Annotated in this window: 23 protein-coding genes; 11 read left to right on the plus strand and 12 right to left on the minus strand. The window is 47.9% G+C overall.

Features of this window, described 5'->3' with window-relative positions:
- Positions 1 to 11 precede the first annotated feature (11 nt).
- The 3 genes from SFSGTM_RS05080 to SFSGTM_RS05090 form a co-directional block, all read right to left on the minus strand.
- A complete protein-coding gene (locus SFSGTM_RS05080; RefSeq protein WP_162084235.1) occupies positions 12 to 3,683 on the minus strand; it encodes a tetratricopeptide repeat protein in 3,672 nt (1,223 codons plus the stop codon).
- Entirely contained in the window at positions 3,595 to 5,196 is a 1,602-nt protein-coding gene (locus tag SFSGTM_RS05085; protein WP_162084236.1) for a polysaccharide deacetylase family protein, read from the minus strand. The genes SFSGTM_RS05080 and SFSGTM_RS05085 overlap by 89 nt, the downstream gene beginning before the upstream one ends.
- A 90-nt stretch (positions 5,197 to 5,286) precedes the next feature.
- Complete coding sequence (locus SFSGTM_RS05090; protein ID WP_162084237.1) at positions 5,287 to 6,324, minus strand: endo alpha-1,4 polygalactosaminidase; 1,038 nt, start codon at positions 6,322 to 6,324, stop codon at positions 5,287 to 5,289.
- 146 nt (positions 6,325 to 6,470) lie between these two features.
- Here SFSGTM_RS05090 and galE point away from each other — a divergent pair, with 146 nt between their 5' ends.
- Together galE and SFSGTM_RS05100 are read left to right on the plus strand one after the other, a co-directional pair.
- A complete protein-coding gene (galE, locus tag SFSGTM_RS05095; RefSeq protein WP_162084238.1) occupies positions 6,471 to 7,478 on the plus strand; it encodes a UDP-glucose 4-epimerase GalE in 1,008 nt (335 codons plus the stop codon).
- On the plus strand, positions 7,475 to 7,936 hold the full coding sequence (locus SFSGTM_RS05100) for a low molecular weight protein-tyrosine-phosphatase (protein WP_162084239.1): 462 nt from the start codon (positions 7,475 to 7,477) through the stop codon (positions 7,934 to 7,936). Before galE ends, SFSGTM_RS05100 begins: the two co-directional genes overlap by 4 nt.
- Positions 7,937 to 8,065: 129 nt before the next feature.
- On the opposite strand, the gene SFSGTM_RS05105 is transcribed toward SFSGTM_RS05100, so the two are convergent.
- Entirely contained in the window at positions 8,066 to 10,960 is a 2,895-nt protein-coding gene (locus SFSGTM_RS05105; RefSeq protein ID WP_162084240.1) for an Rne/Rng family ribonuclease, read from the minus strand.
- A 541-nt stretch (positions 10,961 to 11,501) separates the two neighbouring features.
- Here SFSGTM_RS05105 and SFSGTM_RS05110 point away from each other — a divergent pair.
- The 7 genes from SFSGTM_RS05110 to SFSGTM_RS05140 are packed head-to-tail and all read left to right on the plus strand — an operon-like array spanning position 11,502 to position 15,690.
- Complete coding sequence (locus SFSGTM_RS05110) at positions 11,502 to 12,446, plus strand: RluA family pseudouridine synthase (RefSeq protein WP_162084241.1); 945 nt, start codon at positions 11,502 to 11,504, stop codon at positions 12,444 to 12,446.
- The gene (locus SFSGTM_RS05115; RefSeq protein ID WP_162084242.1) at positions 12,443 to 13,099 is read left to right on the plus strand and encodes an HAD-IA family hydrolase; all 657 of its coding nucleotides are present in this window, start codon (positions 12,443 to 12,445) and stop codon (positions 13,097 to 13,099) included. Before SFSGTM_RS05110 ends, SFSGTM_RS05115 begins: the two co-directional genes overlap by 4 nt.
- A 42-nt stretch (positions 13,100 to 13,141) precedes the next feature.
- Positions 13,142 to 14,089 (plus strand): S49 family peptidase, encoded by a 948-nt coding sequence (locus SFSGTM_RS05120; RefSeq protein ID WP_162084243.1) that lies wholly within the window; start codon positions 13,142 to 13,144, stop codon positions 14,087 to 14,089.
- Positions 14,089 to 14,328 carry a transcriptional antiterminator, Rof gene (locus SFSGTM_RS05125; protein ID WP_179954406.1) on the plus strand — a complete coding sequence of 80 codons (240 nt, stop codon included), beginning with the start codon at positions 14,089 to 14,091 and terminating at the stop codon, positions 14,326 to 14,328. The genes SFSGTM_RS05120 and SFSGTM_RS05125 overlap by 1 nt, the downstream gene beginning before the upstream one ends.
- Positions 14,329 to 14,330: 2 nt before the next feature.
- Positions 14,331 to 14,885 (plus strand): RNA polymerase sigma factor, encoded by a 555-nt coding sequence (locus tag SFSGTM_RS05130; protein ID WP_162084244.1) that lies wholly within the window; start codon positions 14,331 to 14,333, stop codon positions 14,883 to 14,885.
- Between the two features lie 2 nt (positions 14,886 to 14,887).
- Complete coding sequence (locus SFSGTM_RS05135; RefSeq protein WP_162084245.1) at positions 14,888 to 15,268, plus strand: DUF3619 family protein; 381 nt, start codon at positions 14,888 to 14,890, stop codon at positions 15,266 to 15,268.
- Positions 15,244 to 15,690: a DUF3106 domain-containing protein gene (locus tag SFSGTM_RS05140; protein ID WP_162084246.1), complete on the plus strand. Its 447-nt coding sequence runs from the start codon at positions 15,244 to 15,246 to the stop codon at positions 15,688 to 15,690. The genes SFSGTM_RS05135 and SFSGTM_RS05140 overlap by 25 nt, the downstream gene beginning before the upstream one ends.
- A 26-nt stretch (positions 15,691 to 15,716) precedes the next feature.
- Here the strand turns inward: SFSGTM_RS05140 and SFSGTM_RS05145 are convergent, their stop codons facing one another.
- Positions 15,717 to 16,157: a NifU family protein gene (locus tag SFSGTM_RS05145; protein ID WP_162084247.1), complete on the minus strand. Its 441-nt coding sequence runs from the start codon at positions 16,155 to 16,157 to the stop codon at positions 15,717 to 15,719.
- Complete coding sequence (gene purL, locus SFSGTM_RS05150; protein WP_162084248.1) at positions 16,158 to 20,117, minus strand: phosphoribosylformylglycinamidine synthase; 3,960 nt, start codon at positions 20,115 to 20,117, stop codon at positions 16,158 to 16,160.
- A gap of 227 nt (positions 20,118 to 20,344) precedes the next feature.
- Here purL and SFSGTM_RS05155 point away from each other — a divergent pair, with 227 nt between their 5' ends.
- Together SFSGTM_RS05155 and ggt are read left to right on the plus strand one after the other, a co-directional pair.
- A complete protein-coding gene (locus tag SFSGTM_RS05155) occupies positions 20,345 to 20,551 on the plus strand; it encodes a hypothetical protein (protein ID WP_232526048.1) in 207 nt (68 codons plus the stop codon).
- 12 nt (positions 20,552 to 20,563) lie between these two features.
- Positions 20,564 to 22,303, plus strand: coding sequence for a gamma-glutamyltransferase (gene ggt, locus SFSGTM_RS05160; protein WP_162084249.1), 1,740 nt, complete (start codon positions 20,564 to 20,566; stop codon positions 22,301 to 22,303).
- Between the two features lie 5 nt (positions 22,304 to 22,308).
- Here the strand turns inward: ggt and SFSGTM_RS05165 are convergent, their stop codons facing one another.
- Genes SFSGTM_RS05165 through SFSGTM_RS05190 form a run of 6 tightly spaced genes read right to left on the minus strand, consistent with a single transcriptional unit; the run spans position 22,309 to position 25,378 of the window.
- The gene (locus tag SFSGTM_RS05165) at positions 22,309 to 23,277 is read right to left on the minus strand and encodes a cation diffusion facilitator family transporter (RefSeq protein WP_162084250.1); all 969 of its coding nucleotides are present in this window, start codon (positions 23,275 to 23,277) and stop codon (positions 22,309 to 22,311) included.
- Positions 23,278 to 23,287: 10 nt separating this feature from the next.
- Entirely contained in the window at positions 23,288 to 23,521 is a 234-nt protein-coding gene (locus tag SFSGTM_RS05170; protein ID WP_162084251.1) for a thioredoxin family protein, read from the minus strand.
- A 13-nt stretch (positions 23,522 to 23,534) separates the two neighbouring features.
- Positions 23,535 to 23,777, minus strand: coding sequence for a thioredoxin family protein (locus SFSGTM_RS05175; RefSeq protein WP_162084252.1), 243 nt, complete (start codon positions 23,775 to 23,777; stop codon positions 23,535 to 23,537).
- A 10-nt stretch (positions 23,778 to 23,787) separates the two neighbouring features.
- Positions 23,788 to 24,093 carry a hypothetical protein gene (locus SFSGTM_RS05180; RefSeq protein ID WP_162084253.1) on the minus strand — a complete coding sequence of 102 codons (306 nt, stop codon included), beginning with the start codon at positions 24,091 to 24,093 and terminating at the stop codon, positions 23,788 to 23,790.
- A gap of 12 nt (positions 24,094 to 24,105) precedes the next feature.
- Positions 24,106 to 24,315, minus strand: coding sequence for a YgaP family membrane protein (locus tag SFSGTM_RS05185; protein ID WP_162084254.1), 210 nt, complete (start codon positions 24,313 to 24,315; stop codon positions 24,106 to 24,108).
- A gap of 13 nt (positions 24,316 to 24,328) precedes the next feature.
- On the minus strand, positions 24,329 to 25,378 hold the full coding sequence (locus tag SFSGTM_RS05190) for a permease (protein WP_162084255.1): 1,050 nt from the start codon (positions 25,376 to 25,378) through the stop codon (positions 24,329 to 24,331).
- Positions 25,379 to 25,420 lie beyond the last annotated feature (42 nt).

Here is a 25,420-nt window from a genome sequence, read left to right on the forward strand (position 1 = left end):
CCTTTCGATAATTAATAGTGTAAATGATAGCCTACACCAGCTTCCAGGGTTGATTTTCCTTGGCCGCTGGGAGCCTGGTCGTAACGGGTAAAAAGTTGCAAGCGATCAGCGCCAATAACACGGCCAGCAATGCCTGCATTAGCACGGATTCCAGTGCCGGCAATGTTGTTGTAAAACACGCCGATTTCAGCCATGTACTCAAAATCATGGGCGGGGGTACGGCTGTCTATGGCATCACCTAAGCTGGCGTAAGCGGCGATTTCACGCATGGACTGGGGCATGAAGTAGCTGGCTGTGCTGGCTTGATCTGCTGGAACCAGGCTGGCTGTTTTACCTGTGAGCTGGGTATTTGCAGTTTGATACTGGGCAATAGTCGCCACTAAGCGTGATCTTAATGCGGGATGTACTTCACTCAGGGTGTGACTGAGCGTGGTGGTTAATACTTGTCCGCTCCCCAAAGTTTGACCATCAACACTATGGTATTGATTATATTCGCCACGCAAATTAAGTTGTGTCCATCTATCAATTCGATAATTGCCATCCAGTGCAATTTGGTCACGTTTGCCGACTATGCGCATTGCGGCGGTTTCGGTTGCGATTTGATTAAAACTTAATTCTGTATCGAGCTGCAGGCGAGTACCAATCTGGTGCTGGTGATTAAAGCTTATACCTGCCAGGGTATTCAGGCCTTGGGTGAATTGCAATTTAAGCGTGTTGGTATAGCTGTTGCCTAGTTGACGTAACGCGATTTCACCGCCGACCTCATTGGGTGCTCTAGTGAGTACAGTGGTGTCTACTGCGGTACGGTCGATTTGATGCAGGCTTAAATCCAGCTTGAGTCCTCCGATATCATGATTGGTCGCTGTGATTTCATTGGTGACGGCGGTGTAGCTGCCATAATTGCTATAGGTGGTCATTACACCCGCAGTGCGTGAGTTTTCTACCAGCATGGGCGCAGCTTGTTGATATAGCGATTCATCTAATCGTGATCTGTCCATTGCGATGTATGCTAAATCAGCTGCGTTATCTATGCGTTTCGCCAGATAATTCAGATTCATTTTGTCGTAGAGTAATATGCCGTCATGTTCAAGTATGGCTGCTGCGGCTTGGTAATCCTGATTGGTGAGCGCATCCGAAATCTGTACGCCGAGTGGTGTGCTGAGCCAGTGCGCATATTGACGCATTAGCCATGTGCGTATGGCATCGTTCTGCTCTTTATCATTTAGCCAGACAGTTGCCAGTTCAACAAATTGGCTGTTTTGTTTGAGTGCATTTGAACCAGTACGTAATAATTTCCACAATACACTTTGCCCTAATTGGGGATCATTAAGTAGTAACAAGCGCAGGCGTTCTATGTCTTTTGCATTTGCTTGTGTATTTAGCCACTCTTTTGGCTGTTGTTGCGTTAATCGCTGTTGCCAGATTTGACGGCGTACTTGCCATGCGAGCTCAGGCTGTCCACCTGCTTCCAGGGTGACGGCATAATTCAGCATCCATAATTCATCTTGCAAGTGTGCTTTTGCCATGCGGTTGTATAAAGCCAGCGCCTGATTAGGCCGGCCTTGTGATAAATAGCCCGCTGCAAAGACATCCCACAGTGTTGGATGGTCCGGAATTAAGCTTGCCCATTGCTGCATTTGTATATCCAGCTGACCAAATTGTCTGGTGTCGAGTAATAACCACAAATAGGCTTCTTTGAGATTGTTGTCAGTGGGATAGCGTTTGATGAGATAGCGATAATCGCGTTCAGCTGCGCGGAAGTTGCCCGCGTGCTTATACATTTCAGCGCGTAGCGCAACAAAACGTAAGTCTTCGTCATAGCTGCGCCATTTTGCAGCCTCAGTCATGTGATAGAGGCGTTGCACTGCTGGCCAGTCATCCAGTTCAGCATAAGTATTAACGGCATCCATGAATAAACTTAAGCGTTCAGTTTTATGCCAATATTGTTCAGCAGTTTGTGCAGCCAGGCGTGGATTCAAATGTTTGGTGGCCTGGAATAAGCGTTCCTGTTCGGAAGCTCCTGCATCGGGCGCGTCACTCAGTACGCGATAGGCGATAACAGCTTGTTCATAATGGCGCAGACGCCAGGCAAGTTCACCAAAATTGAGCCAGAATAATTTATCGGCTGGGGTTGCCAGTTTGTAGGTGCGGTCAAGTATGCTGAAAGCTTCATCATATAACCCGGCACGTTGCATGAGTGCCGCGATATTGACGGCGACATCGGGCTGCACTTCATTATTCTTTAAATAACGTCGATAGCGGGTGATGGCATCCTGATCTTGTCCCATACGTACAGCCAAGTCAGCCGATAACAGCAATAATTCTGGCCTGTGTGTTTCATCACCATGATGATCCAGCCATGCGAGTGCAGCTTCTGGTTCATCTATATATTCATAAGTTTGAACTATCTTGCGGGCATATTGCTCATCTTGCTCGTGGCGTTGCCAGTCGTGTTCCAAGCCCAGGATTTGTGCAGCGTAGTCATATAGTCCGCCCGCTAATCGCATCCATGATTGCCAAGCTGATTCATTGCCTTGATGCAAGGCAAGCCAGCGCCATTGAACCAGTGCGAGTTTAGGTTGGTTAGACCACTCTGCAATATGTGCCAGACGTTCATGCCACATTGCGTTATTGGGTATGGTCGCCACAGCAAATTGCGAGAGTTTCAATGCATTTGCCAGGTCACCATTACCCAGAAAGGCGGTATAAGCCAAGTCTGCATACACAGGCACAAAACGGGGTGGGTGAGGGTTATCTAGTCCCATTAATTGCTGTGCATAGGCATCAGCTTGTGCTGGACGGTTAGACGCAAGAGCGAGTTTTGTGAGTTTATAAAGCATTTCGGGCGTTTGCCATTGTGCTGGGGGCAGTTGTTGTACCCAGGCTAACCCGAGATTCCCCATGCCACCAGATTGTAATGTGTCCAGTGTTTGTATCAGGTAGCGGCTTTTGTCAGCCGGGGACTTTGCTAATTGCATGGCTTGCCAGCTATATTGCGCGCTGGTGAGGTAATGACCATTGCCCAGTGCGAGCTGGGCCACATGGGAAAAGGTCGTGGTGTCACGCGTTGTACGCATGATTTTTGCCAGTATACGTTCAGCTATCGCCGTTTCGCCTGTACTTTCTGCGAGAGTGGCGAGGCTGAGCAGCGATGCGGTTTGGTAGATATGAGGTTCGGCTTGCTGGATGGCAAGTCTTAGCTGGCGTAGTTTTTCAGTACGTTGCAGGCTGTCAGGGGTAGTCGCAAATGTAATGCTGCGCAATATGGTTAGTTGTGCGATATAAGCTTCATCCCGCCGCTGCGCATTGGGTGCAGTGTATAGAGGTTGCAGTGTCGTGAGTGCATTAGCGTACTGACCGATTTGACTATACGCTAGCGCCAGTTGGAGTCGTAATGCGTAATTATCAGGTTCTGTGGTTAATAAGCTGCGCATGTATTGTAGTGAAACTGCGTCAACTTGATGATTTAGGCCGAGTTGCTTTTCGATACGCTGTTGCGGATATAGTAAAAATAAGACTGTACCTACAGCGACGACCAGACCAGCCAAATTAAGTGGCGTGATCAGGCGTGGTCGAGGTGGTGCCGTTAACCACTCAGCAGCTGAGTTTGTAGGTATGTTGTCCGGCAGCATTGGTCTGATAATGGTACTGTTGTTGGGTATGACTATCGGACTGTATAACATGTCCTTGTTCATCGTATAAATGACAGTTGTCGCTGTGATGCAGTGTGAAGTCGAGTTTGACGTAAGCCTTCAAAGTAAAGTCAGTCTGTAAGTTATGTTGATTCCAAGTTTGTAATGTGCCATTTGCATCGACTAGATACGGTACATCATTGATTTTGGATGCAAGCTGAATCTGATTTACATCTGTTTTGATCAAGTGCAAATACCTGTCCTGATTGAAATCTTGATAACCTGCGATGCTATTGTTGATCTGGGCATAGCCTGCAGTATTGCTAATACGCAGGGTGTCGAGTTGTCCGTCACCGTAAAACAGCCAGTTATTATCAGCGCGAGCCATGACACTATGATTAAAGTCCATTACTCGTCGGATGTAATCCGATGGATAAACAGGGTGATTGGGTTGTTTGAGTGCCCAGTCAAATACTTCTTCCAGTGCTTTGAGTGATGCGGGTTTGGATGCCGCGTAAGTGTGAAAGTAAATATCGACTGGTTTGAGTCGGCGAGGCTTGTCAGTCAGTTGATATGTTTCTATTACCCGACGAAATCCGTAAAAAGGACCTAACCAATTATTCGTGTAAACATTTTCATTTTGATTGGGTGCAAAAATCTGGAAGTGGGCGTCACGTGCAATGCCTAAAGGCGCAACCAGCGTAAGGCTAGGCTGGCTATTAGTGATAAGCGTGTCACCACCATTCATGTTAAGCAAACCTAAACTGTCAGTCTTGGCAATCGCGTCTGCACCTGGATTGCAATCACCTGTCCATAAGAAAATAGTACAAGTCTTTCCTGGTGGAGCGAGTCGCTGATTAATATATTCGACACTGCCCTGAGTTTCTTTGTCCAGGTTGAATTTGTAACCTGGTATGGTGAGGTTGTTACCTTCACCATCCGCATTTTCGCTTAATTGTTGCCATTTGAATGGGTGTGAATAAGAGTGGCTAGCAATTTCCACATGGGGAAGGCGATATATTTCTCGCGCAATCTGCTCCATTTCGGCTGATTTCTTGGGATATAAACCCCAAGGTGCGGTTTCAGCTTCTATGACGGAAACCGCGGTGGGGATGGTATATTTTTTGAATATTTTTTCCAGCATCACTCGTGGTGCTAAGGGTGAGCCAGGGAATTCTGCATTGCTGGCAAAACCATCGCCGTCCATGTGCGCCATGAGCAAGCGCCGGCCTGTGGAGGTGGTGACATCAGGTGCAGGCATATCAGGTAAATCGAGTGCGCGTTTGAAAAATACAAATGGGTTAATAATCCAGCGTGTACCTTGTTGATAGGGGATTTCATATATTGCATAGGGTGACAGGACATATCCACCCCAGGGTGTGTAAGCAGCGACATCCGTGATTTGATCACCAATTTTGAGTTGCAAGATGGGGATGCTGTCTTTGCTGGCCTGGATGATGTCGATATTGCTAGGGTGAGGTTGTGGTGGGTGCTCAAAACCTACTATCGCATCTTGTTTAATAATGCTGACATTGTCAGCGGCAACGCTGCCTTTAACAGTCAAGCCAAATGCTTGTAAGTTATCCTGGCTACGATCGAAACCAAATTCATTGACTACGGCTACATGGATGCCGAGCTTAATTTGTTTGAGCAGCTAGGGCTGGAGTTGTGGCACGCTGTTGTCAGCACTGCCTGACCATAAGATGATGCCCGCATATTGTCCTGCCAATTGTTGGCTGGGTAATGGCAGGGTGAGGTCATGGTATTCGGGGATATATCCCATGTATTGTAGAGGCATGGCACCAAATCTATGCATTTCGCTTTCGACCGGATCTTTGTCTTCACGGCCATCGTATAGCATCAAAATGCGACGTGGCTGTATCTCAGGGTATCCTACGCCAAGCATGTCTAATTCTGGATTGGTAATCCATGGTGTATAACCTGCGGCACGAATTTTCTGCGCAATTTGCCGTGCTTGCGATCGTTGCCTTGGTGCTACATAGTCTATGACGATCACGGGAAGTTTATATTCATTTTTTGCTCGATTGAGTTGAGCGATGAGCCAGTTCCTGTCGTTGTCGGTGACGGTGGTGTAGTGTTGTTTGCTGTTGTCCCATCCTTGAAATAAGGATTCTGCAACAACTGCGGTAATGTCAGCATGTACCTGTGGCAATATTTCAAAGCCACGATTGAGGATAATGCGGATTCCAGGGAAGCGTGATGTGAGTAATCGAATTGTATTGATCATTCCCGCTTCCTGAGCTGCACGAGCAGCTGGGGTTGTAGCTGCAAGTTGGTATGAGTCTAGCGTGTCAATAAAAATACCTCGGAAACCCCGCTTCCATAGCGGCGCGACGATGTTGTCCAGGTAAAAGTTTTGCCAGGCTAGGCTGGTTTGATCCATTACATCGGAAGACCATGCCGAATTGCGCGTCATTTTTGCAGTGGCTGGAATAGCTTTGGCGTAAGGTTTATCTGCGCCTACTTCACCTAAACTGGTGTAGGCGTAGAGTTTATTTTGTAAATTGGCAGGGATGTTGGCAAAGTCGGGCTGGTCTGGCTCAACGATGACAGCATCGTAGATGCGTAATTCTGGTATAAACGGTGTGCCATAGAAAAAAGCGGCATTGTAAGCATAAGCAGGAAATGCGGCTATGTATAATAGAAAAATCGTGATCAATCTCTTTGTCATGACATGATTATCGCATTTATTCTCTTATTTGTGGCATGTTATAGCATGTTTGCTATAGGGTTATTGTTGTGCAATTGCTAAGTTGTTATTCCGTGTTCGTTAGGTAACAGTTAGTATGTCGTAATTAAGTTAATTAGGGATTTGTTATGCAAGTTTTAGTGACGGGTGGTATGGGGTACATAGGAAGTCATACCAGTATTGAATTGTTGAAGGCAGGCCATGATGTGATTATTGTGGATAATTTGTGTAATAGTAAATTGCGTGTGTTAGAGCGTATACAAACTATCAGTGGTCACTCACCTGTTTTTCATAATTTAGATGTTCGAGATAAGGCCAAACTGAATGCCGTTTTTGCGCAGCACAAGATAGATGCAGTGATACATTTTGCGGGTCTAAAAGCAGTAGGTGAGTCCGTCACTATGCCGCTGGAATATTATGATAATAATGTTTATGGCACTTTGGTGTTGGCTGAAGTTATGGCTGATCATGGTGTGTTTAATCTGGTGTTCAGTTCGTCAGCGACAGTTTATGGTGACCCTGCAACTGTGCCCATCAACGAAAACTTCCCTTTGTCTGCCACTAATCCCTATGGGCGTTCAAAATTAATAGTTGAGGAAATGCTGCGTGACTTACCTGTAGCAAATGCGGATTGGCATATCGTGCTGTTGCGTTATTTTAATCCTGTAGGTGCGCATGAAAGTGGGTTGATAGGCGAGGATCCTAATGGCATTCCTAACAATCTCATGCCTTATGTCGCACAAGTTGCAGCAGGCAAATTGGCGCAATTGTCAGTATATGGCAATGATTATCCTACGCCTGACGGCACGGGTGTGCGCGATTATATTCATGTGGTCGATTTGGCTTTAGGACATGTGCATGCTTTAGCAGCATTAACCAAAAAAGAGGGCGTACAAACTTATAACTTGGGAACTGGACGCGGTTATAGTGTGCTGGAAATGGTGCAGGCGTTTGAGCGTGCCAGTGGCAAACCTGTATCCTATCGTATTGTTGGGCGGCGTCCTGGTGATATCGCCAGCTGTTATGCTGACCCTGGTCTTGCAGCGCGTGAATTGGGTTGGCAAGCACAGCGAGATATTGATGCTATGTGTCGGGATAGTTGGCACTGGCAGACTCATGGCGCGGTGATGTCATGAAGCAAACTTCAATTCTCTTCGTCTGCATGGGAAACATTTGCCGTTCACCGATGGCAGAAGGCGTGTTTACCCGTAAAGCACGAGCAGTGGGGGCTGAGCTGATCATCGATTCTGCTGGGACGCACGATTATCATATAGGCGAACCTCCTGACCAGCGTGCACAACATACGATGCGTCAGGCTGGTTATGATATTGCGTCGTTACGTGGTCGTCAGGTATGTCAGTCAGATTTTGAGAAATTTGATTATATTCTGGCGATGGATGAGGCGAATTTGCAAAACCTGCAAAAACTGGCAGGAGAGCATGCAAACAAGGTGCAACTGTACTTGAATTATAGTAACCAGTTCTTTGGTATGTCAGTGCCTGATCCTTATTATGGAGGCAATCAGGGTTTTGCTCAGGTGCTGGCTATGGTCGAAGATGCTGCGGATGGGTTGTTACAAAAAATAAAGCCCTGATCCGAGATTTGTTCGAATAAAGGCTTTATGTGATTGATGTTTTGTTAAATCACATCAGTTATTTTGCTATTAAAGTTGCAAGACTTCTGCTGCGGCATACTTTTTAACAGATATGCCGCAGTTTTCATGTTAAAGCTTGGTTTCAATTTGCACCAATGGCGCTTCTTCTTCATTGTTTTGTGCGCTTTGTTGTAAAGCTGTACGCACACGCGGTATCGCAGCTGTCATGGCTGCTGGCACAACTACTTCAGCTTTGGCTGCGGTTTCAACCTGCTGCAACGGCTCATCCAATACTACGGTTTCAATTGCTCTGACTCGCTGAACACGTGGTTTTGTGACAGGCTCGACAGCGCTTGCTGCTGGTTGTGCAGCAGCAGTTTCGACCATTTGTAAATTGGCAGCGTCAGCTGATGGCGCAAGTAATTCAGCTAACAGATTGTTTATATTCGCTGTATCCACTGTAGCTGGTTTGTCTTCCACAACGGGTTCAGCGATTGGTGGAGATAGCGGCTGAGCAGTTGCTGGCGCTGGCGCGAATATGTCCATCTGCGTTGCTGCAGTTGCTACAGGTGTAGTTGCCTCCATGGTGCTATTGCTAGCAATTGGGGTAGCCGTTACCACGACGGTTGGCTCAGCCTCAGCCTCAGCCTCAGCTGGTTTGACCTCGATGTGTTCAACAGGTGCAACTGTCTGAATTTCTTCAATGGTCGGCGTATTGCCAGTCTGTTCGACATTGGTGACTGACGGACTGGTTTCTATTGTTTCAGCAGCGCTGGAACCATCACTGTTAACCTGGTCAGGTCTGCGTTCACGACGACCGCCACGACGGCCACGGCGACTGCGTGGTTCGCCATTCGGCCTTGGTTCATTGCCAGTTGCGACATCGGTGTTAGCCGTTGATTCAGGTGTTGTGTTTTCTGTGGTTGCAGTCACTACTGCTACGTTACCATCAACTTCTGGGCGTGGCTGACGTGGTGGACGCGGTTTGCGTGTGTTTTCTGCCTTAGGCTTGTTGTCAGTGTTGCCATCTGCTGCAACGTTGGTCTGTGCTGGACGTGGCGCACGCTCCTGGCGGGGTGGTCTGTCATTGCGTTGCTCATTACGGGCTGGACGCTCTGCCATATTGTCGGTTTTGGCTTCGGTACGGCCTTCTTCAACGCGATTGTCCTTGCGTGGAGGACGTGGTTCGCCATTACGCTCACCGCCTCTGTCGTTGCGGTTGCGATTACGGTTACGTGATTCATTGTTTGATGGGCGGGTGCTGGCTTGAACTGCTACTGGTGCAGCTTCAACCGGTTTTTCATCACTAAATTTCTGTAACCAGCCAAAGATACGACCAATAAGTCCTGTTTTAGCTGCAGCGGTGGCATTTGCTTCAGATTCAGCTGTTTTTTGCTCAACGATAGGTGCGGGCTGCGCAGGTGTGATACCGCGTACAGCTGGCACTTGCGTTGAAGGCTTGGATTCTTTCTTATTGTTTTCAACTGGTGTGACTTCTTCGATAGTTTCGCTCAAACGATAACTAGGTGTGAGCATTTCTAACGGATTAATTTCGTCATGGCGCAAACGGGTAATCTTGTAATGCGGTGTAACTAAATGGATGTTAGGAATTAACACCACGCTGACTTTCAGACGTGATTCAATCGCAAAAATGTCAGCGCGTTTTTCGTTTAACAAGAAGGTGGCAACATCAACAGGGATTTGTGCATGTATCGCACCTGTTTGATCTTTCATTGCCTGTTCTTGAATGATGCGCAAAATGTGCAATGCGGTTGACTCTATACCGCGAATGAAACCAGTGCCGTTACAGCGTGGGCAAGGCAGATGGCTGGATTCACCGAGTGAAGGTTGCAGGCGTTGACGTGATAATTCCATCAAGCCAAATTTGGAGATTTTGCCTGTTTGGACGCGAGCTCGGTCAAAATGCAGTGCATCACGCAAACGGTTTTCAACATCACGTTGATTACGCTGGCTTTCCATATCGATAAAGTCGATTACAACCAGACCACCTAAGTCACGCAGACGTAACTGGCGGGCGACTTCTTCAGCAGCTTCCAGGTTAGTGTTGAAGGCGGTTTGTTCGATGTCTGTGCCACGTGTTGAGCGCGCTGAGTTTACGTCAACTGACACCAGTGCTTCTGTGTGGTCAATAACAATTGCGCCACCAGAAGGCAGAGACACTTCACGTGCAAATGCGGTTTCGATCTGATGTTCGATCTGGAAGCGCGAAAATAGTGGTACATCGTCTTTGTACAGTTTAACTTTGTGTACATTGCCAGGCATGACATGACTCATGAACTGATGTGCCTGTTCGTACACATCTTCAGTGTCAATCAGGATCTCGCCGATGTCAGGCTGGAAGTAGTCACGGATGGCACGTATGACCAGGCTGCTTTCCTGATAGATCAAGAAAGCGCCTTTTTGACTGTTGGCAGCACCATCGATTGCACTCCAGAGTTGGAGCAAATAGTTTAAATCCCACTGCAATTCTTCAACGCCACGACCGATACCTGCGGTGCGAGCAATGATGCTCATCCCCGCTGGGATAGCCAGTTGCGCCATCACATCACGCAGGTCATTGCGTTCTTCACCTTCGATACGACGTGATACGCCACCACCACGTGGGTTGTTAGGCATTAAGACAAGGTAGCGGCCTGCAAGGCTGATGTATGTAGTGAGTGCCGCACCTTTGTTGCCACGCTCATCTTTTTCGACCTGAACAATGAGTTCCTGGCCTTCACGCAATACGTCTTGTATGCGTGGGCGACCTGATTCAGCGGCTTCGCCAGAGTAACATGCTCGGGATAGTTCCTTGAACGGCAAAAAGCCATGACGGTCATTGCCGTAATCGATGAAAGCAGCTTCCAGACTGGGTTCTACACGGGTAACAATACCCTTGTAAATATTGCTTTTACGTTGTTCTTTGTTTGCAGATTCTATGTCCAGGTCAACTAATTTTTGACCATCAACAATAGCAACACGCAATTCCTCTGCCTGTGTTGCGTTAAATAACATGCGTTTCATTTTTGTTTCTCTCCTGCGCGCATTACACAGGACGAAGCATTATCAGCACGGTTTAGCGTGGATACACAAGGTGTTTATAGTCTGGTTGCAATCATAGTGGACATCCAGGTTAATTCAGTTGTGTGTGACTTCATGGTGCGTGATTGGATCTTCGTTAGGCTGACAGGTGAGCTCATCTTGAACTGTATCGGGTGCCGAGTATGCTGTGTGTCTGGCAAGGTTGTCGTGTTTCTTGTGTGCCAGTCAGTTGCTTTCGTGCTTTAACCCGAGAAGTTGGTTTGAGGTCAGTAGTCAGTATTGTGTTCGCGCGCTGTTAAATCTTTTATCGCTACTTACGTGGAACCCATGTGCAATGCATGCATGGTTTTCCGTATCAGGTATGTGGGGTGTATAATTGCCGCCTCATACTCGCTTGTGGTTCCGGTGAGCGATATTAACCGGTTAATTTTACTTTTTTGGCAGTGCTGCTGAAAAGATAATCTAAATCTTCTTTACTTCTTAAGTACTGCCTTTATAAAAAAGTAGTAACAGTATATTCAAAATGAATGATTTACGCAAAGAATCTGTCACTTTTGTGAAGGTAGACGAATCGTCCGAAGGTCAGCGTATCGATAATTTCCTTGCGCGCCACCTGAAGGGTGTACCCAAAAGTCACTTATACCGTATTTTGCGTAGTGGTGAGGTGCGTGTAAATAAGGGCAGGGTAGATGCCGCGCGTAAATTACAGTTGGGTGATGAAGTTCGCATTCCTCCTGTACGTGTTGCCGAACCTGAGCACAAGCCGGTTACGCATTTACCTAAAGGTGGTATGCGCCTAATGGATCAGGTGTTGTATCGTGATGATGCGTTGTTAATTATCAACAAACCTGCTGGCATGGCGGTACACGGTGGTAGTGGGGTTAGTTTGGGTGTGGTTGAGCAGTTACGGCTGGAATTGCCAGAATGTAAATTTCTGGAACTGGCGCACAGACTGGATAGAGAAACTTCTGGCGCATTGATACTGGCGACTAAGCGTAGTGCCCTAGTTAAATTGCATGACATGTTTCGTGATGGCGGTATGGATAAACGCTATTTGGCGCTGGTTTATGGGCAGTGGAAGAATCCAGTTCAACATATTAAATTGCCTTTGTACAAATATTTGAATGCCGATGGTGAACGTAGGGTCATGGTGCGTGAAGATGGCAAAGTTGCCCATACCATATTCAGACTGCAGAAATCTTGGTCCGAATTTAGTTTGTTGGAAGCGGAACTCAAAACGGGTCGAACGCATCAAATACGCGTGCATCTGGCACATAGTGGCTTTCCAATAGCGGGCGATGACAAATATGGTGATTTTCCGTTGAATAAGGATTTGGCTAGGCGCGGTTTGAAACGTATGTTTCTGCATGCATGGCAGCTGACGTTGCCGCATCCCTTGACCGATGAAGTTTTAACTATTAGTGTGCCGCTTCCTCCTGAATTGCAGAATTTCATCGACAAATTATGAGCAAACAGTTTGATTTACTGATATTTGACTGGGATGGCACGCTGATGGACTCGACTGCGGCGATAGCCAATTCCATCATTGCTTCCTGTGTTGATATGGGTTTGCCCGTGCCTAGTTTGGCTGAGGCGAGTCATATTATTGGCTTGGGATTGAGTGAGGCGATAGCGACTTTGTTGCCCGACCTGTCCGAAACTGATTACCCCGCGTTTACTGCCCGTTACAGACATCATTTTTTGGGGCAGGATCACTTATTGCCTTTGTTTGAGGGGGTTGCGCAAACGCTGCCATATTTGCATTCACAAGGCTACTGGATGACAGTTGCTACAGGCAAAAGCCGGCGTGGTCTGGACAGGGCGCTGGATCAAAGCCAGATGCGCCCCTATTTTCATGCGACACGTTGTGCTGATGAAGTTAATTCTAAACCACATCCGGATATGATATTGCAGTTGATGGATTATTGCGTCGTGCCACCCGAGCGCACGCTAATGATAGGTGATACCAGTCATGACTTATTAATGGCGCAAAATGCGGGTGTAGCAAGTGTCGGTGTTGGCTACGGTGCGCATGAAGAGGATAGTTTGCGAGCATTTAATCCGTTATATGTAGCACATAGTTTTAACGATTTGGCGCGGTGGTTAAGCTTGAATGCTTAAGCTTATAATGCGTTTCTTTTGAATGAATATTAAGGAATAACTATGTCTGATTCAGAAAATTCGGGTAATTGGGAACGTGGCGTGCTGGAAAAAGTGGCGCTGGCAGCAGTTAAAGAGCAGCGCGCTGCACGTCGCTGGAGCATATTGTTCAAAATTCTGGGTTTTGGCTATTTGTTTACCTTGCTGTTTTTATTCATGAGTTGGTCTGGTGACAATAAACTGGATATGGACGGCAAACATACTGCCCTGGTTGAGCTTAAAGGTACGATCTCGGCAAATGAAGTCAGTGCTGATCAAATTATTAGTGGTTTGCAGGATGCATTCAAGGACAAAGATACGCAAGGCGTGATCTTGCGGATTAATAGTCCTGGCGGCAGTCCAGTGCAGGCGGGGCAGATTTATGATGAAATCAAGCGTCTGCGTAGTAAATATCCCAAGATTCCATTGTATGTAGTGGTTGATGATTTGTGCGCGTCAGGTGGTTACTACGTTGCCGCAGCTGCGGATAAGATTTATGTGGATAAAGCCAGTCTGGTGGGGTCTATCGGTGTGTTAATGGATGGCTTCGGATTTACGGGTACGATGGATAAGCTCGGTGTAGAACGCAGATTGCTTACTGCTGGTGTAAACAAGGGATTTCTTGACCCATTCTCACCAGTAAATCCTCAACAGGAAGCTTACGCTAAAGTTATGCTGGAGCAAATTCATCAGCAGTTCATTCAAGCGGTGCGTGCTGGTCGCGGTACACGTTTGCATGAAACCCCAGATATGTTTAGCGGGTTAGTGTGGAGTGGTGAAGAGAGTGTGCGTTTAGGTTTGGCTGATGGTTTCGGCAGCGCTGAGTCTGTTGCCCGTGATGTGATACATGCTGACAAGATAGTTGATTTTTCTCCGCAAGAAGGCTTTGCGGATCGTTTTGCAAAGCGGTTCGGTGTTGAATTAGGTAAAAATATTAATCCCTTGGCAGCAATGAATACAGGTTTGCATTAATGACAGCGTATCAAGCTATTTCCTGCGTACAACATGAGCAATTAGAATTTGCGGTGTTGAAACGCAGGCATTTGCAGGTAAGTTATATAGATGAACAACAACAAAATGTTCATGCTGAGATTTTACCGTTGGATGTTTATACTGCAGATGCGGCGGAGTGGTTAAAGCTGGCACATATGGATGGGTGTGTTGAAATTGTCAGGTTGGATAATTTGCTTTCATTTAAAGAATTGAGTTAGACGTGGAAAACGCGCACGCTTTGGGGCGTTTTTTAGCGGATGTGGAACGTCGAGCTTATCGTCAAGCCGCATTCGCTGTGCGTGACGATCAAGCTGCGCTGGATATCGTGCAGGATGCCATGATGAAATTGGCAGAAAAATATGGTAACCAGCCGCCTGAAGAATTTCCTATGTTATTTCAGCGTATTTTGCAAAATACGATACGCGATTATTATCGTCGCCAGAAAGTTCGGAATTATTGGGTAACAGCAATTTCTTTTCTTACGCCTGGGCATGGCTCTGAAGGCGAAGATGAGCCATTGGAATATGATCAGGCGGCAGACGAAAAGGACAGCCCACTCAATAGCCTGATAACAGGCAAGAATCTTGCTTATATAGAAGCGGCAATAGAAAAATTGCCTGCACGTCAACGCGAAGCATTCCTGCTGCGTTATTGGGAAGACATGGATATAGCAGAAACAGCACAAGTGATGGGCTGCTCAGAAGGCAGCGTCAAAACGCACTGTTCGCGCGCCACACATGCACTGGCTGCGCTACTGAAAGATATGAAGGACTAACTATGAATAATAGTGATGATATATTGGCAAAAAAAATTATAGCCGAGCTAAATGCCGGACTGGATGACGTTCGTCCAGAGATATTGGAACGATTGCATTTAGCACGTGAGCGTGCCTGTGCGCACGCGCAGCACAAATCTGAAGCGCATGTGGGTGCAGGGCACAGCATGGCCTTGGTTGATAAATTGCGACAACATCGTATGGGTATATTGGGTGCAGTATTGATGATGTTGCTGCTTGCAAGTTTTGTAGTGATGCAGTCGAACATGGATGATGACGACGATACCGCAAGTGTCGACACGGCGTTGCTTACGGGCGATTTACCAGTTAACGCATATTTGGATGGGCATATAAGTAAATGGGTCAACAACGATTCAGAATAGTGGTGTTGCTGTGTGGATTGATGTGGTCTTTATTCGCATGGCCTGCAACTAAATTAGATGCCCCCGCACCTGCTTGGCATGCTTTAACGCCTGCGCAACAAAGTATACTCGCACCCGTATCAGATAATTGGGCAAGTATGTCGAATTTGCAGCGTCATCGTTTATTGGCTATTGCTGCTAAATATCCACAATTGAAGCCAGAAGAACAGGAGCGTTTTCAGAAGCGGTTAACCGCATGGACTTCGCTTACCCAAGAGCAGCGTGAGTTGGCGCGGCAAAACTATAAGAAATTAAAACAACTGCCACCGCAAAAACAACAAGCAGTGAAACAGAAGTTGTTGGAAAAACATCCGCCTATGGAATCATTGAATAAACCTGTTGTTACACAGCCAGCCATGTCTAACCAGCAAGTGGAGGAGTAAACGCTGGTAACTGCTCTTGTGCAGAGTCAATAAGTATTTTGTACGCTAGTGACTTGTGGAAAAGTACGGCGCACTATCTTCTCAACTACGTTTTTCAAATCCATCATCGAATTAGGGCAACCTACGCAGGCGCCCTTCAGTCTGACTTTTACTGTGGTATCTACAATGCTCACCAGTTCTAAATCGCCGCCATCGCGCAATAAAATGGCTCGCGCTTCTTCTAGTACGGTGGTCATGGCTTCAACTGTCAATGGTGGTGTTTCACCATTGACGATATAAGGGCGCAGTTTATCGATACGTGCCTGCTTTTGGGCAATACGTGTTGCCAGCAGCGGGTCGGTTTCTTCCAGTGCATCGAGTTCATCTTCGCTGTACCAGCGCGTTTCATCCAGTCCCATTTCCGCGTTACGCGCGGCGAGATCCTCAGCAGAAAAACGTACAATAGGAATGATTTTATCGGTAGTCACTTAACCTACCCACTTGCGCGCATTCTGGAATAAACGTAACCATGCTCCATTTTCCTGCTGTTGGTCTGGATACCAGCTATTTTGTACGGCACGGAATACGCGTTCAGGATGCGGCATCATGATACTGAAGCGGCCATCATCGTTGGTTACGGAAGTTAAACCTTGCGCTGAACCATTCGGGTTTAACGGATAGACTTCAGTCGCGTTGCCAGCGTGATCAACAAAGCGCATTGCGGTGTTCACTTGCTTCATGTCACCTGTTTGGCTGAAGTTGGCATAACCTTCACCATGCGCCACTACGACAGGCATACGGCTACCGACCATGCCATCGAACAGGATAGATGGGCTGTCGGTGATTTCTACCATGGCAAAGCGTGCTTCAAACTGCTCGGACTGGTTGCGGGTGAATTTAGGCCAGTGTTGCGCACCCGGGATGATGGACTTTAAATTACTCATCATCTGGCAGCCATTACATACACCAAGCGCGAAGCTATCGGTACGTTGGAAAAATGCTTCGAATTCGTCACGTGCGCGAGGGTTAAATAAGATGGACTTTGCCCAACCTTCACCCGCGCCGAGCACATCGCCATAAGAGAAACCACCACATGCAGCAAAGCCAGGGAAATCAGCCAGACTTACACGTCCAGCAATAATGTCACTCATATGCACATCGACTGCTAGGAAGCCTGCGCGGTCAAATGCTGCTGCCATTTCTACTTCACCGTTCACTCCCTGTTCGCGCAAGATGGCTATGCGTGGTTTATTGCCACCTATCACGATAGATTGTGCTGGGTCAAAGGTGAGGTTGACGGATAGTCCTGCATCATCACGTTCGGCTATCTGTGCATATTCGCTGTCTGCGCAGGCAGGGTTGTCACGCAGGCGCTGGATTTGACGGCTGGTAGCACTCCACAGCTGTTGGGCTGTGATTCTATCCATATCGAGTATGATTTTGTCATCACGGATAATCTGGATATTGTCAGTTTGATTAAGCGTACCAATGACATGAAATTCACTACGTAACCCAGCTTGGAAAAATGTTTGCATAACGGCTGGTGTGTGTTCACGTTTGACTTGTAGCACCGCGCCTAATTCTTCATTGAAGAGCACGCTAAAGACGCGTTCGTGGAATTCCTTACCTGCTGGAATTAGTGGTGCATCATCATCTTCAGCGGTTCCTTCTATTTCCACTTCCACGCGTACACGTTCTTGGCATAGCTCATCTGCATCTATGCTGATACCGCAATGTCCTGCAAAGGCCATTTCGCACATGGTTGCCCATAAGCCACCATCGGAACGATCATGGTAAGCCAGTATCTGCTGATTGGTATTGAGTGTCTGGATAGTTTCGAAGAAAGCCTGGAGCTGACGAGCTGAATTGACGTCAGGTGCTTTATCACCTATTTGTTTATAAACCTGTGCGAATGCAGAACCGCCCAGACGATTACGGCCGCAACCGAGATCAATCAAAATCAGATCGGTGTCGCCTGCATCAGTGCGTAATTGCGGTGTGAGCGTGGCGCGAGCATCAGGTGTGGGCGCAAATGCGGTAATAATTAGCGATAGTGGGGAAGTCACGGCTTTGTTTTCGCCATCCTCCTGCCAAGTGCTGCGCATGGATAAAGAATCTTTACCGACAGGGATGCTGATGCCGAGTGCAGGGCAAAGCTCTAGTCCGACGGCTTTTACAGTGTCGAACAATGCAGCATCTTCGCCAGGGAAACCCGCAGCAGCCATCCAGTTGGCTGATAATTTGATGTCGCCAATTTTTTCTACACGTGCGGCTGCCAGGTTGGTCAGTGCTTCGCCTATCGCCATACGGCCGGAAGCAGGGGCGTTAATCAGCGCCAGCGGTGTACGCTCGCCTAATGCAAAGGCTTCACCTTGGTAAGTGTCATAGCCCATGGTCGTTACTGCCACGTCGGCCACCGGGATTTGCCAAGGGCCGACGAACTGGTCGCGGGCGGTGTAGCCGCCCACGGTACGGTCACCAATGGTGATCAGGAATGATTTTGAGGCGACACTAGGCAGTTGTAATACGCGTTGTGCGGCTTCAAGTAGATTAATATTGCGGGTATCAATTGCAAGTAATTCATGGGTTACGCGACTGACATCGCGGGTCATGCGTGGTGGTTTGCCTAGAAGTATGGACATTTCCATATCGACTGGCATTTCTGGCAACAAGCTGTCTTCAACACGCAAATGCATGGCTTCCGTAGCGACCCCGACCACCGCAAACGGACAACGCTCACGCTCGCAGAATTGTTTGAATAAATCCAGTTGCTCAGGTGCAATTGCCAGCACATACCGCTCTTGCGATTCGTTAGACCAGATTTCACGTGGGGCCATGCCAGATTCTTCCAGCGGCACATCGCGCAATTGGAAAGTCGCGCCGCGGCCTGCACCATCGACCAGTTCAGGGAAAGCATTAGAGATGCCGCCTGCACCTACGTCGTGGATAGAAAGTATGGGATTGGCATCGCCAAGTTGCCAGCAGCGGTCGATAACTTCCTGCGCACGACGTTGCATTTCCGGGTTGCCGCGCTGGACAGAATCAAAGTCCAGGTTTTCAGCATTAGTGCCGGTATCCATACTCGAAGCCGCACCACCGCCCAAGCCGATGAGCATGCCAGGGCCACCTAATTGGATAAGTAGCGTGCCTGCTGGAAACATAGACTTGAAACAGTGTGATGCAGCAATGTTACCGACACCACCTGCCAGCATGATGGGCTTGTGATAGCCGCGCATTTCGCCAGCGCAACTTTCTTCAAATGTGCGGAAATAGCCCGCCAGATTAGGACGACCAAACTCATTGTTAAATGCCGCCGCGCCTAGCGGTCCTTCTATCATGATTTGCAAGGCCGATGCGACGCGCTCAGGCTTGCCATATTGTGCAGCGTTATCCTGATAGCGTTCCCACGGTTGGGTCAAAGCGGGAATATTCAAGTTGGAAACTGAGAACCCACATAAACCCGCTTTAGGCTTTGAACCTATGCCCGTCGCACCTTCATCACGGATCTCACCGCCTGAACCTGTTGCTGCGCCAGGAAAAGGTGATATAGCAGTCGGGTGATTATGTGTTTCAACTTTCATCAAAATATGAGTTTCAGCTTGGTGATATGCGTAGCTGCCATCAGGCGATGGATAAAAACGTGCAGTATCAAAGCCTTCGATGACTGATGAGTTGTCCGAATACGCCACCACCGTGCCTTCAGGATGTTGCGCGTGAGTTTCACGTATCATGCCAAATAAGGTATGAGGTTGCGCTTCGCCATCTATCACCCAGCTCGCATTAAAAATCTTGTGGCGGCAATGTTCAGAATTTGCCTGTGCGAACATCATCAGTTCTACATCAGTCGGGTTGCGTCCCAGACGGGTGAAATTTGTTACCAGATAATCAATTTCATCCGCAGACAATGCTAATCCCAATTCGCTATTGGCAGCCATCAGCGCTTCACGTCCACCCGCCAGAATATCCACTGTCGTCAGCGGTTTCGGTGGCAAATGGCGGAACAGTGCTTGTGCGGCATCCAGATCGCCAAATATGACTTCGGTCATGCGATCATGGATATGTGGTGCTATCAAGCTTAAATCAGCAGCAGTTAAGGCAGCGCCATCACGACGCTGGAAGGTATAGGCCGTACCGCGCTCTATGCGCGAAATTGCCGTCAGGCCGCAATGCTTGGCAATGTCAGTAGCTTTGGATGACCAGGGTGAAATCGTACCGGGTCGAGGCACTGCTAACATTATCGTGCCCTGAGTAGGGGAGGTTATCGGCGATCCATAAGTTAGCAAACTGGCCAGCGTCTTTTGAGCAGTATCATCCAGCGGTGCGCTAATCTCGGCAAAATGCCAAAACTGAGCTGCAATACATGTGTAATCAGGCAAAGCTTGCGCCAGTTTATCAAGACGAAATTGAGATAAGGCAGCAGAACCAGCTAAATGTATGATTTCGGACATAATGCAATGAGCGGGGCAAAGTAAAGGCTGAATTTTACCCGAAAATGGGTGGAGATAATGCGGAATATCGTCAGTAATGCGAATTTGATGTGTCGAATTTACTTAACTAATGATTGAGGAAATTTGCGCATTTATAGCTGCTGGGCGTTGTTCAACGAATATGTTTATTATAGAACTGGGGATGAATTCCAAGTATGCTGATGCGATAGTTACTGGAGATGAAAGCTATGATGAATATCGTGAAGTCTATGGTCTGGGTGTTGTTATTGTTATCAGCTGCTCAAGCCAGTGCCAATCCTGCACCTTGGTATCAATGGCGTAGCAAACTCACCGGTGAGCTTGTGTGTTGGCAAACGTCTCCTGGCCAAGGCTGGGAAAAGGCGACGGGGCCTTATAAAGACCCTCATTGTGCTTACCTGATTCGATATAAATGAAAGCGCGTCGTTATGTTTGAAAATTACCTGATTCGTCTATGTTGTGTTGTCGCTTTTAGCTGGGCGAGTTCTGCGGTAGCGGATCGGCTTGAAGCGCCTGAAGCAGCAACGGGTTTGCACACGCGTACTGCAGTGGTCAGGCAACATGCGCTGGTGGTGGCAGCGAATCCGCTGGCAGTGGCGGCTGGTGTGGAAATGCTCAAGCGTGGCGGCAATGCGATAGATGCGGCGATTGCGGTGGAGCTGGTGCTGGGATTGGTAGAGCCGCAGTCGTCGGGTATTGGTGGCGGCAGTTTTATGATGTATTACCAGCACAGTGATAAGCAGGTGCTGGCTTATGATGGACGTGAGACTGCGCCTGCTGCGGCGACTGCGGATATGTTTATGCTGGATGAAGATCAGCCCATGAGCTTTTATCAGGCAGTGGTGGGCGGCAGGTCGGTAGGTGTGCCCGGATTGTTACGGATGCTGGAGCTGGCGCATCAGCAGCATGGTCGTTTGCCTTGGCGGATATTGTTTACGCCAGCGATAAAATTGGCGAATAAGGGTTTTATCGTGTCGCCACGTTTACATAGTTTAGTCGCGAAGGATGCTTATTTGTCGTTGCAGCCAGCGGCACGCACTTATTTTTATCATGCTGATGGCACGCCTATTGCGGCGGGCGAACGTCTGGTGAATCGGGCTTATGCCAACGTTTTGCTGCGTGTGGCGAATGAAGGTGCTAAGGCTTTTTATACTGGCAAGATCGCGCAAGATATCGTGACCACAGTGCATATGCATCCTACTAATCCGGGTCGGATGCACATGGGAGATTTAGCGCAATATCAGGCTAAGTCACGTGCCCCATTGTGCGGTAGTTATCATGCCTATGTGTTGTGTGGGATGCCACCGCCAAGTTCAGGCGGCGTGGCGTTGTTGCAGATATTTGGAATATTGGGGCACTACGATGTGGCTGGATTGCAGCCTGATTCAGTGCAAGCGGTACATTTGATAAGTGAAGCTGAACGCCTGGCATTTGCTGATCGTAATATGTATTTGGCGGATGATGATTTCGTTGCTGTACCGATTGCGGGGTTGTTGGATCCAGCTTATTTGCGTCAGCGTGCAAGCTTGATTGATACCGAATTTTCCATGGGTGTAGCAACGGCAGGTGTGCCTGCGGGCGCGGTGAGCATGTCTAAGGATAATGCGCTGGAATTGCCGTCAACCAGTCATTTATCCATAGTCGATAAGTGGGGAAATGCAGTGTCCATGACCAGCTCTATTGAAGACGCGTTTGGTAGCCGGCATATGGTTGATGGTTTCTTGCTCAATAATGAGCTCACCGATTTTTCTTTTATGCCGGATCAAAATGGCAAGCTGGTGGCGAATCGTGTGCAGGCTAATAAGCGCCCACGGAGTTCAATGACACCGACACTGATATTGGATGGGCAACATGAATTAGTGGGGGCGATAGGCTCACCAGGTGGCAGTTCGATAATTAATTATGTTGCGAAAACACTGATAGGCGTACTGGACTGGCATCTGGATATGCAGCAAGCAGTGGCGTTGCCAAATTTTGGTAGCCGTAACGGTCCAACGGAGCTGGAAAGTGGTACTGGTTTAGTATCGTTGCAATCCGAATTGGAAATGATGGGGCATGACGTAAAAGTAGGTGAGGCCAACAGCGGTTTGCACGGCTTTATGCGCGTGCAAAATGGCTGGATGGGTGGGGTAGATCCACGTCGTGAAGGCTCGGCTGACGGGTATTAGCGAACTTATACGACGTCAGCTGGTGCCAGCTTGCATAGCACATCGTGCTCACCCAGTTCTATTTGAAAGGTTGCGTGCTGGATGCTGTGATGGTGAGACAGCTCTTCCGCGATTTTCGCCAGAAAACTATCGCCAGGATGGCCCGCAGGCGTGACCAGATGTGCGGTGAGGGCGTTTTCAGTCGTGCTCATGCCCCAGATGTGCAGGTCGTGAACTTCCTGTACTTCGGGCAGACTCTGTAAATATGCCAACACTTTGGCGGGATTAATCGCATCGGGAACGGCATGCAACGCCAGTTTGAGTGATTGTTTGAATAGCCCCCACGTGCCATACATAATGGCAGCTGCGATCAGCAAACTGATGGCAGGGTCTAGCCATAGCCAGCCTGTCCATAACATGAGCACACCAGCAATAGCCACACCTACGGATACTGCTGCATCAGCTATCATATGGATGAATGCGCCACGTAGATTGAGGTCTTCTTTGTGACCACGCATGAGCATCAATGCTGTTCCAACGTTAACGACTACTCCGACTAGCGCGACCCATATCATGACAGGTTCATTGACGGGCATAGGTTCGGTAAAGCGACGTATGGCTTCCCAGGAAATGCCGCCGACCGCTATGAGCAATAACATGGCGTTGGCGAGTGCAGCCAGGATGGTGGTGCTGCGCAGGCCATAAGTGTAATGCAGTGATGGCACACGTTTGGATAATATTAAGGCGCCCCAGGCAGCAAGCAGGCCGATCACATCACTGAAATTATGCCCAGCATCGGCTAATAGTGATAAGGAATCAGCGTATAAACCAAAGCCGATTTCGATGATGACAAAAGCAAGGTTGAGACCGACACCGACAGCAAATGCACGACTGGTAGTATCTACATGGCTATGATCATGATGATGGTGACCATGGCCGTGATGGTGGTCACAGCCATGACTATGCTCATGATGGTCGTCGTGCGTTGCGCTCATATTTTGCTTTCTAGGTTAACCAGCTATCAATTTTTTTGCGGTCAGGCACGCCGCCTGCATGGACGACTACACCATCTATCACCACACCTGGGGTGGACATGACGCCATATCCGAGTATGGCCGCGATGTCTTCCACTTTTTCCAATTGTATCGCAACACCTTTGGCTTGCGCGGCTTCTTCTATGAGTTTGGTTGTGGTTTTGCAATTAGCACAGCCTGTACCGAGAACTTTAATGTTTTTCATGATGCTTCCTTTCTTAGGTTAGCGATGGTGTGAGCCAGTTTTCTATGTCTATCCATTCAGGTACGCCACCAGCCAATACTACTTTGTCACCTATCATGATAGTTGGTGTGCGGGTAATGCCTTGGGCGATGATGTCGCTGAGATTGTTAATTTCTTCTAGTGTTATCTGAACATGCCTTGCCTCAGCAACTTCGCGTATGAGATTAGCTGTGGCGCGGCAGCTATTGCAGCCAGGGCAAATAACTTTGATCAGCATAGTTGCGTGATTAGCAACACGCTTTGCCAGTGCCGGTGCTGCTACAGCAACTGCTGGTTGCAGCGGGTGCTGATGCATCGGTCTCGTCAGATATTTTTTCATCATAGATAGCATCAAACTGTGCATCTATTTTTTGACCTGCTTCATCGCGAATATGGCGTGCAATATCTATCACTAAATCGATTTGTTCATCGCTCACGCCAAACTGCTTGAGTTTGTCTAGTTGGCATAAACCCTTGCCTGGATGATTAGCAGCGATGCTGGCGGCTAAGGATACGAGCGATACGATAGAAGGATGGAGTATTGCATGGGCCATATAAACCTCGCGTTATTTAATGGAGCAGGATGCATTTTTGCCAAATAGGCTAGAAGCAGGGCAGAAGCCAGTAAATGTGGCTTGAAATGCCATGATGCTCGCCATGCCTGCTATCCATAAAAAACTGGGGTGGAGTAAATCAAACTGACCTGATAAATGGGTCGCTGCCAGAGAAATCATCACCATCACTGACATCATGCGCATCATACGATTGCCTTTCATTGCATTACTCCTTTTACAATACTGCATTAAAAACATAACCAACGAACAAAATGCCCGCTGCTACTATACTAATAAATGTTGCGATTAATCTGGGCTTTAATACTTTGCGCAAAATAATCATTTCAGGAAAGGACAGTGCAGTCACGCTCATCATGAATGCCAGTACCGTCCCTAACGCTGCGCCTTTGCCTAATAATGCCTGTACTACAGGGATAATTCCTGCGGCATTGGAATACATGGGCACGCCGATTAATACTGCTGCAGGCACCGACCACCAGGCGCCTTTGCCCATGATACTCGCCATAAAGTTTTGTGGCACATAGCCGTGTATACCTGCGCCCACTGCAACGCCTAGAACGATATATGGCCAGACTTTGCCGACAATTTCTTTGAGGTGGGCAATACCCGCCTGGAAGCGTTCTGCCCAAGTCTGTTTATGATCAAGCGCGACATGAACAGCACCACCGTTTGCTTGTATAGCCTGTACCCAGTCTTCCAGATATTTTTCCATGCCGAGCTTGCCGATGATCAGGCCCGCTACAATTGCCACCGATAAACCTAAGCTTAAATATAGCAATGCGATTTTCCAGCCAAACAAGCCAAATAACAATCCTAGTGCAACTTCATTGACCATAGGTGCCGAAATCAAAAATGAAAATGTGACACCAAGTGGGACACCAGCCTGTAAAAATCCGATAAACAGAGGTACGGCCGAGCATGAGCAAAAGGGAGTGACTATACCCAGACTGGCTGCCATGACGTTACCTATGCCCAAGCGCCGACCTGACAAAATCTTGCGTGTGCGTTCAGGAGCGACAAAAGTCTGTATCACGCCCATGACAAACACTATCAGCGTCAATAACAGCAGTACTTTAGGTGTTTCAAATAGAAAGAAGTTGAGTGCTGAACCGAGATGAGTTTCTGCAGCAATGCCAGTGAGTGACATGATGTAATCAGCTACTGGTTGTAGTGAGTTATACAGCCATACCCACACTAAAACAGCCAGTATTACGCCTATTACCCATTTAAAGGTCTGATTATAGGACGGTGACGTCATTTCCATGTGTTAGCTCCTGAAACGTTGTGGGCAGGAAATACATTGATG

This window comes from Sulfuriferula nivalis (assembly GCF_009937995.1).
GTDB classification, from domain to species: Bacteria; Pseudomonadota; Gammaproteobacteria; order Burkholderiales; family Sulfuriferulaceae; genus Sulfuriferula; species Sulfuriferula nivalis.

Coding starts and splice junctions, on each gene's coding strand:
- SFSGTM_RS05080 (WP_162084235.1), bottom strand. CDS start 3,683: ATGTTATACAGTCCGATAGTCATACCCAACAACAGTACCATTATCAGA.
- SFSGTM_RS05090 (WP_162084237.1), bottom strand. CDS start 6,324: ATGACAAAGAGATTGATCACGATTTTTCTATTATACATAGCCGCATTT.
- galE (WP_162084238.1), top strand. CDS start 6,471: ATGCAAGTTTTAGTGACGGGTGGTATGGGGTACATAGGAAGTCATACC.
- SFSGTM_RS05100 (WP_162084239.1), top strand. CDS start 7,475: ATGAAGCAAACTTCAATTCTCTTCGTCTGCATGGGAAACATTTGCCGT.
- SFSGTM_RS05105 (WP_162084240.1), bottom strand. CDS start 10,960: ATGAAACGCATGTTATTTAACGCAACACAGGCAGAGGAATTGCGTGTT.
- SFSGTM_RS05110 (WP_162084241.1), top strand. CDS start 11,502: ATGAATGATTTACGCAAAGAATCTGTCACTTTTGTGAAGGTAGACGAA.
- SFSGTM_RS05115 (WP_162084242.1), top strand. CDS start 12,443: ATGAGCAAACAGTTTGATTTACTGATATTTGACTGGGATGGCACGCTG.
- SFSGTM_RS05120 (WP_162084243.1), top strand. CDS start 13,142: ATGTCTGATTCAGAAAATTCGGGTAATTGGGAACGTGGCGTGCTGGAA.
- SFSGTM_RS05125 (WP_179954406.1), top strand. CDS start 14,089: ATGACAGCGTATCAAGCTATTTCCTGCGTACAACATGAGCAATTAGAA.
- SFSGTM_RS05135 (WP_162084245.1), top strand. CDS start 14,888: ATGAATAATAGTGATGATATATTGGCAAAAAAAATTATAGCCGAGCTA.
- SFSGTM_RS05140 (WP_162084246.1), top strand. CDS start 15,244: ATGGGTCAACAACGATTCAGAATAGTGGTGTTGCTGTGTGGATTGATG.
- purL (WP_162084248.1), bottom strand. CDS start 20,117: ATGTCCGAAATCATACATTTAGCTGGTTCTGCTGCCTTATCTCAATTT.
- SFSGTM_RS05155 (WP_232526048.1), top strand. CDS start 20,345: ATGATGAATATCGTGAAGTCTATGGTCTGGGTGTTGTTATTGTTATCA.
- ggt (WP_162084249.1), top strand. CDS start 20,564: ATGTTTGAAAATTACCTGATTCGTCTATGTTGTGTTGTCGCTTTTAGC.
- SFSGTM_RS05165 (WP_162084250.1), bottom strand. CDS start 23,277: ATGAGCGCAACGCACGACGACCATCATGAGCATAGTCATGGCTGTGAC.
- SFSGTM_RS05170 (WP_162084251.1), bottom strand. CDS start 23,521: ATGAAAAACATTAAAGTTCTCGGTACAGGCTGTGCTAATTGCAAAACC.
- SFSGTM_RS05175 (WP_162084252.1), bottom strand. CDS start 23,777: ATGCTGATCAAAGTTATTTGCCCTGGCTGCAATAGCTGCCGCGCCACA.
- SFSGTM_RS05180 (WP_162084253.1), bottom strand. CDS start 24,093: ATGGCCCATGCAATACTCCATCCTTCTATCGTATCGCTCGTATCCTTA.
- SFSGTM_RS05185 (WP_162084254.1), bottom strand. CDS start 24,315: ATGAAAGGCAATCGTATGATGCGCATGATGTCAGTGATGGTGATGATT.
- SFSGTM_RS05190 (WP_162084255.1), bottom strand. CDS start 25,378: ATGGAAATGACGTCACCGTCCTATAATCAGACCTTTAAATGGGTAATA.